The following is a 13,298-nucleotide window of genomic DNA, read 5'->3' as shown; positions in this document are numbered from 1 at the left end:
GTTCGCCCGGGGCCAGTGATGGCCCCGCGTGGTTAGTTTCATAGCGTGACCACGTAGACAGCCAGTTCAGGAGGAAAGATGAAACCCCATAGCCTAGCCCTCGCCATCCTGCTCTTAGGTTTGCCAGCCCTTAGCGTTGCCGCTACTCTGCCGAGCACTAAAATTGTTAAACAAAGCCAAGTAGCCAAGGGATTTCTCAATTTTTACTATGAACCGAGCGAAGGGGAGTTATACCTTGAGGTGAGTCGCCTCAATCAGCCCTTTCTCTTGGTGACTAGCTTACCTGAAGGGGTTGGCTCTAACGATATCGGCTTAGATCGTGGCCAGTTAGGTCAAACCCGCATGGTGCAGTTTGAACGTCAAGGTCCCTACATCCAGCTTAAGCAACTGAACACCCAGTATCGCGCCAATACCCAAGATGCCGCCGAAAAACGAGCAGTAGAGGAAGCCTTTGCCGATTCGGTATTGTGGCAGGGAAAATTGCTCGAAGGTAAGCCGGATATGGTGGCGATCAGTGAGCTAGTGCTTAATGATCTGCACGGTGTCTCACATGTGCTGCAACAGACGGGACAGGGCAATTATCATCTCGATTTAACCCGCTCGGCGATTTTGCCCGCAGGAGTTAAATCCTTTGAAAACAATAGCGATGTAGATGTGCAATTGACCTTTAAGGGCGATGTTGCTGGCGAGCAAGTCGCTAAGGTCACGCCCGATGGCACCTTTATGTCAGTACGGATGCGTTATTCTTTTGTTGAATTGCCAGGCGAAGGCTATCAAGTTCGCGCCTATCATCCGATGAGCGGCTATCTATCCGATGAGTACCGTGACTATGCGACGGATTTTTCTGAGCCTCTGGTGCAGCGGTTTATTTTGCGCCACCGCCTGCAGAAGGTGAACCCAGGCCCAGCGCCGAGCCAAGTGGTAAAGCCCATCACCTATTACCTCGACCCTGGCGTGCCTGAGCCTATTCGCTCGGCACTGCTCGATGGCGCACGCTGGTGGGAAACGGCCTTCACCCAAGCGGGATTTATCAACGGTTTTAAAGTTGAATTATTGCCGCCCGATGCCGATCCGCAGGATATCCGTTACAACATGATCCAGTGGGTCCACCGTGCGACGCGGGGCTGGTCTTATGGTGCAGCGCTCACCGATCCGCGTACTGGCGAAATCATCAAAGGCCAAGTGACCTTAGGGAGCTTGCGGGTACGCCAAGATTATTTGATTGCCAAAGGATTAACCGCAGGGTGGCAGGATAGAGCGGCGGCAGAGAAGGCCGCTAATGAGCTGGCTTTAGCGCGTATTCGGCAACTTGCTGCCCATGAGGTCGGTCATACCTTAGGGTTAGATCATAACTTTGCCGCCTCAACCAATCAGGATGCCTCTGTGATGGATTACCCCCATCCCAAGCTCCAGCTGAAAGGCAATGATATTGATATTTCAGCACCTTATGGCGTTGGTGTCGGGCCGTGGGATAACTTTGCCATCGCCTACGGTTATAGCGATGAAGGCGATGTGACTGCCCAGTTGACGCTGCAGAATCAGTTGTTGGCCGAGGTCGCGCGTAAGGGACTGCGTTACATCGGTGAAGCCGACTCACGCCAAAAGGATGCCAGTCACGCCTATGCAAGTTTGTGGGACAGTGGTGATGATCCAATCGCTCAACTATTGGAGCTAAATCGCATTCGTGCCAAGGCGATTGAAGGTTTCAGTCGAGCGGCCTTATTGCCTGGCGAGCCGCTTGGTGAATTGGTCGATGCTTTTGTACCTATCTATTTACTCAATCGTTACCAAATCGAGGCTGTCGCAAAATTTATTGGCGGCACCGACTATCACTATTTGTCTATCGGTGAGGGCGGTCGCTGGAGCTATATTGCACCGCCATTACAATTGTCGGGTCTCGATGCGTTGTTAAGCACCTTAGATGCAGCCAGTCTAACGGTCCCACAAACATTGTTAGACACTTTAGTCCCTAAAGCGGGTAATTATCAGCCAACGCGGGAGTCGTTTGAATCGGGGCTTGGGGTGGCGAGCGATCCCCTTGGCATGGCAGAAGTGTCTGCTCGCCACACTGTAAGCTTACTGCTCATGCCAAAACGCTTAAATCGTGTGAGCCAAGCGGCGATGGCCGATAATGAGCAACTCTCGGTTGAGACCCTACTGAATAAGTTGTTTGCCGCCACGTTATATCAGGAAGATAAGCTTGGCTTAGTTGAAGGTGTGTGGATGCGCGTTAATGCGGTGGTGATCGATGAACTCTTGTCGACCTACCATGATCCGCAAACTGCGCCAGAGGTTAAGGCTGCGCTCTTTGAACGTGCTCAATTTGTGATAAAGCAGCTCAAAGCCAAAGCTAACCGAGCCAATGCTAAAGTGGCTGCCCACTATAACGGTTTGGAGCAGGGCCTTAGTGCGGGGCTCTTGGATGCTAATAAAAAGCTTATCCCTAAGCCCTTAACTTTACCGCCAGGCTCGCCTATCTAGTCTTGGTTTGGCTATCAGCATAATAGGCGCTAGCGAATAGAATCGTTAAGCGCCTATTTCTTTTGGATTTTTAGGATAAAAATACTCGGGCTTACGTTCAATATGGGTAAAGCGACGGGTATTTTTATAGGGCAGTTTCATAAAGCCGGAAACGCCATGACCTTGAATTTTACCGACATAATGCAAAATGCGGTCGAGGCTGGCGCGAAACGCCGCCTGTTTACGCGGGTTGAGCAACTTTAAGTAGCTGTGGATCTTTAAGTGGTTCGGTAGGGCTTCAAAAATAATGCAACCCGTATGGTGGATTTGGTTGATGCGTGCCAATTCCTCCATAATTTCGTTCGGTAGTTCAAGGTTTTCATCCGGATCCTTACCATCTTCAAAGTAAGAATGCAGCCGCGATTTATCCTCGAGGGTTGGCACATCGCCCACTTCAAAGGGCAGTTGTAAATCGGCACTGGCGACAAAAGGTTCGTGAATGTTTTCACGCTCGATATGCAGCGTATCCCTGGCGTTAAAAAAGCAGGCCTTAAAGACGCCGATCCGTTTAATTCCCCGTGCGAGGGTCACCATATTATTAACGGCGATGATGAGCGCGCTTTTTTGTTTGGCATCGTAAATGGCAAGATTAGAATCAATAAACACGCCGGTTTCTTGCCAATGAATCGCTAGTCCGCCCACGATCGGATATTGGCCTAGACGACCCACGGCGGCGATAAAGCCTTTTTCGGTGTCGCCCATGCCAGCTAAGAAGTTGCGATAGTATTTTTCGAGTTGAATATCGTCCATCTTGGCGATGGGATCGTAAGCATTATGTTCTTTTAAGAATGATTTACGCGAACTGTAACTGACGGTTTCGACATCTTTTTCACGGGATTGGACCCAGACGGGGATGTCCCCCATCAGCTCAGCTTTTGGCAATTCAGGTAAGTGCAATCTATGGCTGTGGCGCATGCTTTTGAGAAAATAATCTCCCGCTAGATTGCGCTGCACGGCATCACTACTGAGCATGCCTTCCAAGGTGCGTGCTAATTCCATCGGTAAGCCAATGCTGGTGGGCGGGATAACCTGCGCACCGAACCGACTGGCTTGTCCTGAGGCTAAAGCATATAACGTTGCTGCGACGCCTTGCTCGTCAAAGCGTGGGCTGGAGAGTGCGCCGTTTAGCTGTTCTTCGCCAATAAAATACACATCTCCCATGCGGGCATTAGTGTGTTGCTGATCGCTCGACATCAGTGTCATCACATTGTCTTCGACGGCCTTGTTATGTTCATCCCGTTGCGCAAACACGGCGGAGCCCCAGTCGATTAAGGATAAGTGTTGGCTTTCAATATCATAGACAAGGTTTGAAGGCTTAATATCGCCATGTACTAAGGGTTTGCCAGTGCGCAGATAGTAGAGAATATCGGCGAGTTGGCGGGCGATACTCATTACCATTGCGGGAGGCAGAGCGCCTAAGCGGCGGCAAAGTTGCTCCAAATCTTCACCTTTAGCCCGCTCCATCACTAAAATCCCTTGTTTGCCGACCCGCTCAAATTTGATCGTCCCCGGAATGTTGGGGTGTTTGAGCAAGGACAGCATAAAGGCTTCTTCCTCTAAGCGGTCTTGAATATGCTGCGGCAGATTAATTCTTGAGAATTTAAATACATGGGCTTCGTCGGCCTGATTAATTCCCGCAAACACAAAGCCATAAGCCCCCTTACCGATAAACTCAATGTCTCGATAACCCAACTTACTTAACTGTTGTTTACATAAACGGATCCATGCCTTGTGCTTGCGGGCATCGTTAGCCTTGAGCAAATAAATCGATTGCTCTTCGGAAATGTAAAAATGTTGTAGTTGGGGTGTTTGCAATGCGAGGCTCCTTGTTTGGGTTATTTAAACAGCAAGCGGGTATGTTAAGCAAATAGGAGCGGAGATTTATTTTAAGAGGATAAAATGCGCACTGTTTGCGGCTCACCTATCCCATCATTTCGTCGCTGACTTTGATTTATATCAAGTTAAATCGTATAGAGTCTAGGTAATCTTAAGCACATTGGATTGGGATATATTTTTGTTAAATTTCCCGTGGACAAAGTGGATTTAAGGAGGGCATATGCCCGCCCCAGATAAGGCTTTATTGATCGAGTTATTAGAGTTTCCGCGTAAGCGAATTTTACAGTCAATGGAAGTGACTCATTGTCCACATGCGGTATTTTTTAATGATAGCGATGAGCAGTGTCTAACATGCCACCAAGGCATGGAGTGTATCTGGATGAACCAGAATGATGAGCTGGTGGCCGTCGAACAAAAATCCATCTCCGAGCTTAAGCAACAATTGCTTATTGCCGTCGACTTTATTGATTCTTCACTCAGCCCACACCATCTTTCCCGTCGCCAATGCCAATGTGATAACTGTGCTTGGTTACGCCGGGTGCAAGAAGCATTGTCTTAATCATTAACTATTTCCATCGCTATGATTAACTTGCCGTATTTGAGATTTTGCATCCACTCGTAAATGCCATTAGAGTAAGGATAACTTTAGCCTTTTGAGATATACCTATGGAACCTGGTTTTTGGCACGAGAAGTGGCAGCAACAACAGATTGGTTTTCATCAACAAGACGTTAATCCTTTCCTCGTCACGTATTGGCATCAATTGGCGCTTCCCGCCGATGCCAAGGTTTTTGTTCCCCTGTGTGGTAAGTCTTTGGATATGTGTTTTTTAGCCGAGCAGGGGCATCAAGTGATTGGTTGTGAGTTGAATGAACTCGCTGTGCAACAGTTTTTTAGCGATAACCAATTGCCAATGCAGCAAAGTGCAGAAGGCGAACATCAGCATTACCAAACCGAACAGATAAGTTTGTATCAAGGCGATATCTTCACCTTACATCAGTCTATTACGGCGCAAGTGAGTGGTTTTTATGATCGCGCGGCCTTGATTGCCTGGCCTGAGAGTATGCGGGCGCAATATGCCAAGCAATTAGCGCAGTTATTGCCTTCGGGCAGTGTTGGTTTATTGGTGACCTTAGACTACCCGCAGGACGCTTTAAGTGGGCCACCTTTTGCGGTGTCGCCAACTTGGGTAGAAACACATTTAAGTGACGATTTTGAAATCCAGCTCTTGGATTGTCAGGACGTGCTTGCGGACAACCCGAGGTTTGTTAAGAAAGAAGTCCCTTGGTTGAATGAAGCTGCGTATTTATTAAAACGCCGATAAACAGAGTGCATCCCATTGAGCGACAAGCATTTGTGCTGTTGACTGAGTGGGATGTCCCATTAAGGGGATGTGCGGCAATATCTGTTTTTAAGCTTGATATTGTGCAATATCTCAAAACGATGTGGATGTTAGCGATTAGGAATAGCAGTGAGCACAAAAATGATGTTTTGCTTAAAGGGGTTGAAGATTCTAAGTTAAGCGACTTCGTAGTAATTAGGTTCGATTTCGAGTTGGTTTTGGATGATTTGTACGGCCATTCTTGCGCATTTGCCGCATTGATCGGCAACGCCTAAACGCTTTTTAACGTCAGCAAGACTTGTATCGCCTTGGCTTACTGCGTTTTTGATCTGAGTATCTGTGATGGCGTGACAAAGACAAACGTACATTTTTGGAACTCCAACATAAGTTGGGCTAATTCTAAATGAAAACGCTTATCAAATGCAATATTGTTGGTGGTCTTGTTTTCTCAATTTTCTATTTTGTTACCTTTAGCACATTTTTTGAGCTAATCTCAAAGAGCGTGAATCAAGGCTGAGTGTTTAGATCAAAATGGATGATTGAATTGGTATCAGGGAAGGATAGCTCATGGATGACTGAATAATAAATTCATAATAGATCCAAGGGTTATCATGAGAAAAAATTTGCCTGTAACACAACGTGAATATGACTATCCAGCGGATTGGATTTTACTGTCAACCACAGACACTCAGAGTCATATAACCTACGCCAATCAATCCTTTTGCACTGTAGCGGGATATACCCTCAATGAGATGTTGGGGCAACCCCACAATATGGTGCGTCACCCCGATATGCCCCCTCAAGCGTTTGAAGACCTCTGGAAAACCATTCGTAAAGGTGAGCCTTGGAAAGGCATTGTTAAAAACCGCTGCGCCAATGGTGACCATTATTGGGTTGATGCTTATGTATCTCCCATTGTTATTAATGGCCAGGTGGCGGAGTTTCAGTCGGTACGGACTAAACCCAGCCGCGAACAGATCAACAGAGCAGAGGCGGCCTACGCCGAGTTAAATAAAAGCGGCCATGTTAACGCGTTAAAACGAATCTTGGATATGCCAACTAAGTTGGCGCTTTTAGTGTTTGCGGCTTTGTTGCCCATGCTGTATTTGGCGCTGCAAGTGGGAGTGGTGGGATTTATGGCGCTAGCCATCAGTGCCTTAGTGCTGTTTATTGGCGGTAATTTGATTTTAGGTCGGTATCGGACTTTGGTCGCTAAGGCGAAGAAAATCTACGATAACCCTTTAATGGCATATATCTACACTGGACAATCCGATGATGTTGGCGCGATAGAGCTTGCACTGCAAATGCAAAACTCTGAGTTAAAATCTGTGCTAGGTCGTGCCCGTGATTCCTGCGATAAGGTGACTCAAGAAGCCAAAGTATCAGCGGCAAAAGGCGAAGAAATTCAAAATACAAGCCAGTCACAGCTTTCTGAGATCGAGCAAGTAGCAACTGCAATGCAGCAAATGACAGCGACCCTTGGTGATATGTCTTCTAACTGTGCCGATGCGGCGAGCGCTTCACAGATGGCATCAGAGCAAACAATCAACGGCGATAAAACTGTGCTGAGTACGATTCAATCTATTCAGGCCATGGCGCAACAGTTGCACGAAACCTCGAAAGTTATCAGCGAATTAGAAGGGCATAGTAAAGATATTGGTAGGGTGCTGGATGTCATTCAAAGCATTGCAGAGCAAACAAACCTATTGGCATTAAATGCCGCCATTGAAGCTGCGCGGGCAGGGGAGCAAGGACGTGGTTTTGCGGTTGTTGCCGATGAGGTGCGGGCGTTAGCGAAACGTACCCATGATGCAACAAAGGAAATCCACAGTATGATTAATCTGTTGCAGCAGGGGACAAATAAAGCTGTGCAAAGTATGCATGAAGGGGTTGAAGCTGCCTCCGAATGTATTACCACAGCGGATTTAGCGGGTGCGGCGCTGCGTACCATACGTGAGGCCATAGTGACCATTACCGATATGAATCACCATATTGCTAGTGCGGTGGAAGAGCAATCGAGTGTGGCAAATGAGATGAACCGAAGCGTGGTTAATGTGTCACAGTTTACCCATTCCAGCCACCAACTCGGCTGTGAAATGGTTGACCTCAATGATGAAGTGATTAGCGAAATGGATTCCCATACCGTGTTGGTTGGGCAGTTTTTAAAACGCAGTTTTAAAGTTTAGTCCCGTCGCTATCCAAGCGTTTGTATCAAAAGGCAATCAATCTTTGATTGCCTTTTCTTTTCTGCCATAGGGATTGAGCCTCGATTAATAGCCCTGAGTAAAATTGACCTGATTTTGCAGAGGCTCTGCTGCTATATAGCGGCGATAGTTATCGCTAAAAATACCGACGATTTGCTCAGGTTGACTCGGCGCTGAGATATGGGGCGTGATAATGACGTTTGCCCTCTCCCAAATCGGATGCGTTGCAGGGAGTGGCTCCTGCATGAACACATCGAGAATGGCTTGCTGCGCAGGTTGGGCAATCAGCTGGGCATTGAGGGCATCGAGATCGAGTACATCACCGCGGCCAACATTTACCAAAATAGCATCGGCTTTGAGCTTAGCAATCATTGACTCATTCAGAAGCTGGCGCGTTTCTGGTGTACTTGGCAGTAAGTTAGTGACCACATCGCTGTGGCTTAAGCATTGTGCGAGCTGTGAGAGCGGCAAAATTACATCAAAGCCTTCGACCTCACGGCCGCTGCGGTTTATCCCAGTAACATGCATGCCGAACTGTTTAGCCGTCTTGGCAACATGCTGGGCGATGGAACCTGTGCCTAAGAGTAATAATCGCATCCCTTGTAAACTGGTGCGCGTAGCACTTTGTACTTGCCAAATTTTTTGCCGCTGTTGCGCTTGGTAGAAATGGTGTCCTCGCACGTGGGCGAGCAGATAACCGAATAGATATTCGCTCATTAAGGGGCCGAAAATCCCTTTGATGTTGGTGAGTTGATAATCCTTTCTTGCCCTTGGCCCCATCAGGGCATCAATGCCCGCAAAACTGGATTGCAACCATTTTAGCTCTTTGGCATGGGGCACTAGCGGTGCGGCAAGCTTAGGTTCGGCAAGCCAGATATCGGCCTGTGCAATATTCGCAGGATTATCATCAAGCAACTCAAGGTCGGGCAACTGCTGCGCCTCAATGAGCTGGCGATATTGTTCATTCGCCTTAGTGAGTAAGAGTAACTTGTGCCCCATGTCGTCTCCCTTTATGCTTGGTTGTCTTTATTTTTCAATATGCTGCTGTCTTGTTTTAATTTTTGCAGCGCTATTTAGGTTGAGTCTTATGTTTGATCAGTTAGTCGCCATTATTGGCCATTTAGGAAATATGTTGCGTCCTTGGTCCTTCGATATCGCCACGGCCATGGTGGTGTGTTTGATTTTAGTGTTTTCAGCCGATATGAATCGCATCATCAGACGGCATTTAGTTGGTCACTCTTTTATCCTGCGAACCTTGGTTTTTATCATTGTGAATGCCTTTGGTTATGGCCTATTGATCGTTAAAGCTACGCCTTGGGTGGCAAGGCAAATCGTTGCCATGCCATCCCATTGGATGTTTTTGCTGATCGTCGCCATGTTTATTTTTATCGGCTATTGGGCACAGCGAAATAGCCAAGCTTAAGGCGTTAAGTCCGTGAAATGCGGTTATTCGAAATAACCGCGATAGTCTGTATTGGTCGGGTGTGCTAGCGCCTGCATCGCACGATCGGGGTAATTGCTGAAGATGCCATCGACACCAAGTTGCTTAAGTGCATGAATATCATCGCTGTGATCGACGGTGTAAACATAAATCTTAGCACCTCTTTGGTGGGCGTCATCCACTAGAGCTTGGCTGATAAAACTCACATCTAAATGCAAAGAATATGCGTTTAGCTCGCTTACGACCGCTGCGCCATCGAGGGGAATACTGGCGAGCAAGGGCGCCACTAATGCCTGTGGCAGAGCCTGTTTAACTTGCTGTAAATAAGGATGATTAAAGGAGGAAATCAGTAATTGCTCGGTACTGAACCCTAGCTCGGTGATGGCTTTTGGATAAAGTTCGAGGAGTGGCGTTACTGTATTTACGCCTTTAAGTTCAATGTTTACTGTGGCGCGACCTGCGACCAGTTCGAGCACTTGCCAAAGTGTGGGAATGGGTTCGCCTTTAACTGTGACTTGCTCTAGGTAGTCCCTACTTACTAAATGGATAATGCCTTGGCCTGAGCTTTTATTGTCGAGCCTGCGGTCATGAAATACGACTAACTCACCTTCGACATTGTGCACATCCAACTCAATGGCTTTGGTGCCTAATTCAATCGCTTTGGCCATGGCGGCTAAGGTATTTTCCGCCACATAACCGCTGGCACCACGGTGAGCAAAAATAAGCATGTGATTTTTCCTATTAACTGCGGATTATGCCGACCTGATCGCGAGTTTGGCCATTTTTAATATGGATTTCCATTTGCGGATAGGCGAGTTCCAAGTTGTTTTCTTTAAGCTTACGGGTAATACGTTTGTGCAGATCGTGGCGTAGTGGCCAGCGTGCCGACATATCTTTTGCATAGGCTCGTACTTCATAGTCTTGAGTATGTTTACCAAAGCCAGCAAACCACACTTCTGGCTCTGGATTCGGCAACGCATCTTCGCATTCCTGAACAGCTTGATAAAGCGTGGCTTCCACTTTTGCTGGATCCGAATCGCGGGCAACCGACACATAAACAATGACACGGGTAATAGGATCCGACAGCGACCAGTTAATCAATTGCTCGGTAATAAAAGCCTTGTTAGGAATGATAATTTCCTTTCTGTCCCAATCGATAATGGTGGTGGCACGGATCTGGATTTTACTCACAGTCCCGGTGAGATCGCGGATTGTCACCGTATCGCCAATACGCACTGGCTTTTCGAACAGAATAATCAGGCCCGAGATAAAGTTGGCAAAAATCTCCTGCAAACCAAAACCTAGACCCAGTGACAAGGCGGCAATCAACCATTGCAGTTTTGACCATTCCATCCCGAGATTCGAAAAACCAATCAACAGGCCTAAAAACACCACTAAGTAACGACTTACTGTGGTGATGGCAAAGCCAGTACCGGGTGTTAAATCGAGCCGCTGTAGGATCATCAGCTCAAGCAAACCGGGTAAATTGGTCGCAATCATCAGCGAGAAGCCAACGATGATTAAGCCGAATAACAGCGATTTCATGGTGATGGGGAGCTGCTGCTCGACACCATTGACGCTGGTATTGGTGGTCCAGAGGGTGATGCCATCCAAGAAGGAAAACAGCGCCGTATGGGTTTGCGTCCACAGGCCAATCAAGCTGGCTAAAAACGCCAGTAGCAATAAGGAACGCACCAATCCAAGGGACTGACTCGAAATGGTTTCGAGGTCGACTACGGGTTCTTCGTAGGTATCTAAGCCATCATTGGAGCTATGGTGTGTTTCGCCCTTTTCCCGTTGGGCTAAACGCTCAGCCCGTTTCGCTTTCGCGCGGTCGAAGGCAATGCGGCGGCGCTCAATCAACATCCAACGTTTAATTAATTGATAGAGCAGTAAAAAGCTTAATCCCAATATGATCGATAGCTGTAATTGCAACAGCATTTGGAATGCGGTGAAGTAGTAGCCCCTAAAGGCGAGCCCAGCGCTCAGCAGGGGAACAGCGATCAACAATGCCCAGAGCAATTTTTGGATCAGCCGTTTGTTCTTCCCCTCTTTTTGAGCAACGCTATTTTGCCGGCTTAATAGCAAAATATCCTTGTATAACAAGAATAACACCACACAAAAACAGATAAATGCGCCGCGGCCAATGCTGTTGCGGATAAGCGAGGCATCGAGTATTTCGGTAAAGCCCATAATGCCAAGCAAGGGACTGGCGACAAATACAAAGTGTTTGAGCCTGAGCTGGCCTGCCTGAATCAGTTTTGAGGGGCGTTTGAAGTGGCCTACCAATACGCCTTTATCTAGAGCAAGAATAAAAATCAATCGATACAATAGGTAAACCAATCCTATTGCTAAAATCCCCATGCCGACCGCTTGCACAAAGTTACGGTCTGATTGATAGAAAATCCATCCTGCTGCCACTATGGGTAGCGGTTTGATGAGGGCATAACCTAGGCTAAGGACTAAGGATTTGAAGGTATAAATAAATTTATCCTGAGTCACATTACCTACATAGGTTGCATAGTTGCCGAGTAATCGATTGAATTTAGGTTTTATTAAATCTTGAACCACTAAACAGAGCACTAGCAGAATGATCCACCATGACCAATAGTCGTTTTGCTCCTGCCAAGCTTTGCTCAGTTGTCCCCATTGTGCCTGTTGGATTAGCCATAGGGCGCTACGTTGAATATCGGTGAGCCAGAGCTTGTTAATGCTCGCGGCATTAGGTACCCAAAATAGATGTTCGTTTAGGGTGTTTTTTAGCGTCAGGTGCTGTTGGCTAAGCTGCTGATAATTCACTTTAAGCTTGCCTAGTTCACTCAAATACTGGTCATAACTCTGCATTAGCTGAGTCAGCAATGCTTGTTGTGAGCGCAGCAGCTTAATCTGCCCCTCATTATAGAGATTGGCTTGTTCGAGTTCTTGTTCGTTGAGCGCCTGCTGTTGCTCTAGGTGATATCTGTCGAGACGCGCATCGGCGATAAGAGTTTGTAGTTTTTCATGGTTTGGCGGCTTAGGCAGCGATTGCAACATCTGCAAAAAGCGTTCGCCAAAGGCGGAGTTCATTTTGACCCAAGTAATTTGCTCTTGGATATTAGCAAGTTGCTTGGCTTGAGATTGATATTGGAGCTCAGCCTGTTCTTGCTGCTCTACCACGTTATTGATTTGCAAGGTTAAGGTTTGCAGTTTTTGGCCGTAGATCTGATTGGTATCGGCGATATTGCGTGTAATCGGATCGATGACTTTAGTGGTATCAACTAAATTCTTGGCCAGCGTGGCATCGGTTTGTTGTTGGCGCTGCTTGTTGATCGCCTTATTGATAGTTTCGATAAAGGCTTCTTGCTGGCTCAATTGCTGGCGAACTAACTGTAACTGTAGCTGGGTAAGTTCGATACGCTTTTGGCTACTGGCAAGCTCGGCCTCATGGGTGGCAAGGCTCTGTTCGAAGAAAATCCGCTGTATTTGTTGTAATTCACCCGCTGGCGTATCGATAGGCGCCAATTCCGTTTTTTTATTTTGCAGCACATTTTGTCTTGCATTGGCAATGACGGAAGGCAGTAGATTATGGCGCTGTAGTAGTTCGTTGACTTGATTGCCGAGAGCCGCCTCGCTCTCTTTTAACTCAGATAGGCGCAAATAAGCCATCGAGGCTTGCTGGTTAAGATCTGTTCCTTTATCCAGCTTTAATGGCTTAGTGGCCTCTTTTAAGCCCTGATCGATGACCTTTTTATTTTTTTCAAAATCCAGCTGCGCCTGCTGAAAACTGCTCGCATTGGCCGCCAGTCTGTCAATGTTGTTTTTAAGCTCAACAATTTGATCGTCAATGCTAATATTTTGTTGCTGATTTTGGTTGTTTAGGCCAAGACGCTTGTCCAATTGCAAGGGCGAATTAGCATGGAGAGAAAAAGACAAAAAAGCAATAACGAACAATAAAATACGTGGCATATAGGCAAAAG

The 13,298-nt window shown here is 47.1% G+C and carries 10 protein-coding genes; 5 read left to right on the top strand and 5 right to left on the bottom strand.

The genetic code is table 11. From position 1 onward, the window contains the following. Positions 1 to 78 precede the first annotated feature (78 nt). Complete coding sequence (locus tag FJD32_RS19860) at positions 79 to 2,481, top strand: zinc-dependent metalloprotease (RefSeq protein ID WP_037426950.1); 2,403 nt, start codon at positions 79 to 81, stop codon at positions 2,479 to 2,481. 45 nt (positions 2,482 to 2,526) lie between these two features. Here the strand turns inward: FJD32_RS19860 and FJD32_RS19855 are convergent, their stop codons facing one another. Continuing rightward, positions 2,527 to 4,335, bottom strand: a complete 1,809-nt coding sequence (locus tag FJD32_RS19855) for a protein kinase (RefSeq protein ID WP_037426953.1) — start codon at positions 4,333 to 4,335, stop codon at positions 2,527 to 2,529. Positions 4,336 to 4,576: 241 nt separating this feature from the next. On the opposite strand from FJD32_RS19855, the gene FJD32_RS19850 reads away from it, so the two are divergent. Then, the gene (locus FJD32_RS19850; protein ID WP_037414054.1) at positions 4,577 to 4,915 is read left to right on the top strand and encodes a hypothetical protein; all 339 of its coding nucleotides are present in this window, start codon (positions 4,577 to 4,579) and stop codon (positions 4,913 to 4,915) included. A gap of 107 nt (positions 4,916 to 5,022) precedes the next feature. Then, the gene (locus FJD32_RS19845; RefSeq protein WP_055646846.1) at positions 5,023 to 5,679 is read left to right on the top strand and encodes a thiopurine S-methyltransferase; all 657 of its coding nucleotides are present in this window, start codon (positions 5,023 to 5,025) and stop codon (positions 5,677 to 5,679) included. Positions 5,680 to 5,873: 194 nt separating this feature from the next. On the opposite strand, the gene FJD32_RS19840 is transcribed toward FJD32_RS19845, so the two are convergent. Continuing rightward, the gene (locus FJD32_RS19840) at positions 5,874 to 6,065 is read right to left on the bottom strand and encodes a bacterioferritin-associated ferredoxin (RefSeq protein WP_037414050.1); all 192 of its coding nucleotides are present in this window, start codon (positions 6,063 to 6,065) and stop codon (positions 5,874 to 5,876) included. A 243-nt stretch (positions 6,066 to 6,308) separates the two neighbouring features. Between FJD32_RS19840 and FJD32_RS19835 the strand changes: the two genes are divergently transcribed. After that, a complete protein-coding gene (locus FJD32_RS19835; protein WP_037426956.1) occupies positions 6,309 to 7,883 on the top strand; it encodes a PAS domain-containing methyl-accepting chemotaxis protein in 1,575 nt (524 codons plus the stop codon). Between the two features lie 84 nt (positions 7,884 to 7,967). Here the strand turns inward: FJD32_RS19835 and FJD32_RS19830 are convergent, their stop codons facing one another. Next, positions 7,968 to 8,900, bottom strand: coding sequence for a D-2-hydroxyacid dehydrogenase (locus FJD32_RS19830; protein WP_088586179.1), 933 nt, complete (start codon positions 8,898 to 8,900; stop codon positions 7,968 to 7,970). An 88-nt stretch (positions 8,901 to 8,988) separates the two neighbouring features. Between FJD32_RS19830 and FJD32_RS19825 the strand changes: the two genes are divergently transcribed. Then, positions 8,989 to 9,324 (top strand): DUF3392 domain-containing protein, encoded by a 336-nt coding sequence (locus tag FJD32_RS19825; protein WP_037414115.1) that lies wholly within the window; start codon positions 8,989 to 8,991, stop codon positions 9,322 to 9,324. A gap of 23 nt (positions 9,325 to 9,347) precedes the next feature. Here FJD32_RS19825 and FJD32_RS19820 read toward each other — a convergent pair whose 3' ends face one another. Both FJD32_RS19820 and FJD32_RS19815 read right to left on the bottom strand, forming a co-directional pair. Continuing rightward, on the bottom strand, positions 9,348 to 10,070 hold the full coding sequence (locus FJD32_RS19820; protein ID WP_037426961.1) for a glycerophosphodiester phosphodiesterase: 723 nt from the start codon (positions 10,068 to 10,070) through the stop codon (positions 9,348 to 9,350). A 13-nt stretch (positions 10,071 to 10,083) separates the two neighbouring features. Next, a complete protein-coding gene (locus tag FJD32_RS19815) occupies positions 10,084 to 13,287 on the bottom strand; it encodes a mechanosensitive ion channel domain-containing protein (protein WP_088586993.1) in 3,204 nt (1,067 codons plus the stop codon). Positions 13,288 to 13,298: the final 11 nt, after the last annotated feature.

The organism is Shewanella sp. LC6 (assembly GCF_006385735.2).
Classification (GTDB): domain Bacteria; phylum Pseudomonadota; class Gammaproteobacteria; order Enterobacterales; family Shewanellaceae; genus Shewanella; species Shewanella xiamenensis.
Note: the sequence above shows the minus strand (reverse complement) of the source record. Positions and strands in the feature narration are given on the sequence as shown.

What these genes read in the sequence shown, in the direction of transcription:
- FJD32_RS19860 (WP_037426950.1), top strand. Translation starts at nt 79, where the DNA reads ATGAAACCCCATAGCCTAGCCCTCGCCATCCTGCTCTTAGGTTTGCCA.
- FJD32_RS19825 (WP_037414115.1), top strand. Translation starts at nt 8,989, where the DNA reads ATGTTTGATCAGTTAGTCGCCATTATTGGCCATTTAGGAAATATGTTG.
- FJD32_RS19840 (WP_037414050.1), bottom strand. Translation starts at nt 6,065, where the DNA reads ATGTACGTTTGTCTTTGTCACGCCATCACAGATACTCAGATCAAAAAC.
- FJD32_RS19815 (WP_088586993.1), bottom strand. Translation starts at nt 13,287, where the DNA reads ATGCCACGTATTTTATTGTTCGTTATTGCTTTTTTGTCTTTTTCTCTC.
- FJD32_RS19830 (WP_088586179.1), bottom strand. Translation starts at nt 8,900, where the DNA reads ATGGGGCACAAGTTACTCTTACTCACTAAGGCGAATGAACAATATCGC.
- FJD32_RS19850 (WP_037414054.1), top strand. Translation starts at nt 4,577, where the DNA reads ATGCCCGCCCCAGATAAGGCTTTATTGATCGAGTTATTAGAGTTTCCG.
- FJD32_RS19820 (WP_037426961.1), bottom strand. Translation starts at nt 10,070, where the DNA reads ATGCTTATTTTTGCTCACCGTGGTGCCAGCGGTTATGTGGCGGAAAAT.
- FJD32_RS19845 (WP_055646846.1), top strand. Translation starts at nt 5,023, where the DNA reads ATGGAACCTGGTTTTTGGCACGAGAAGTGGCAGCAACAACAGATTGGT.
- FJD32_RS19835 (WP_037426956.1), top strand. Translation starts at nt 6,309, where the DNA reads ATGAGAAAAAATTTGCCTGTAACACAACGTGAATATGACTATCCAGCG.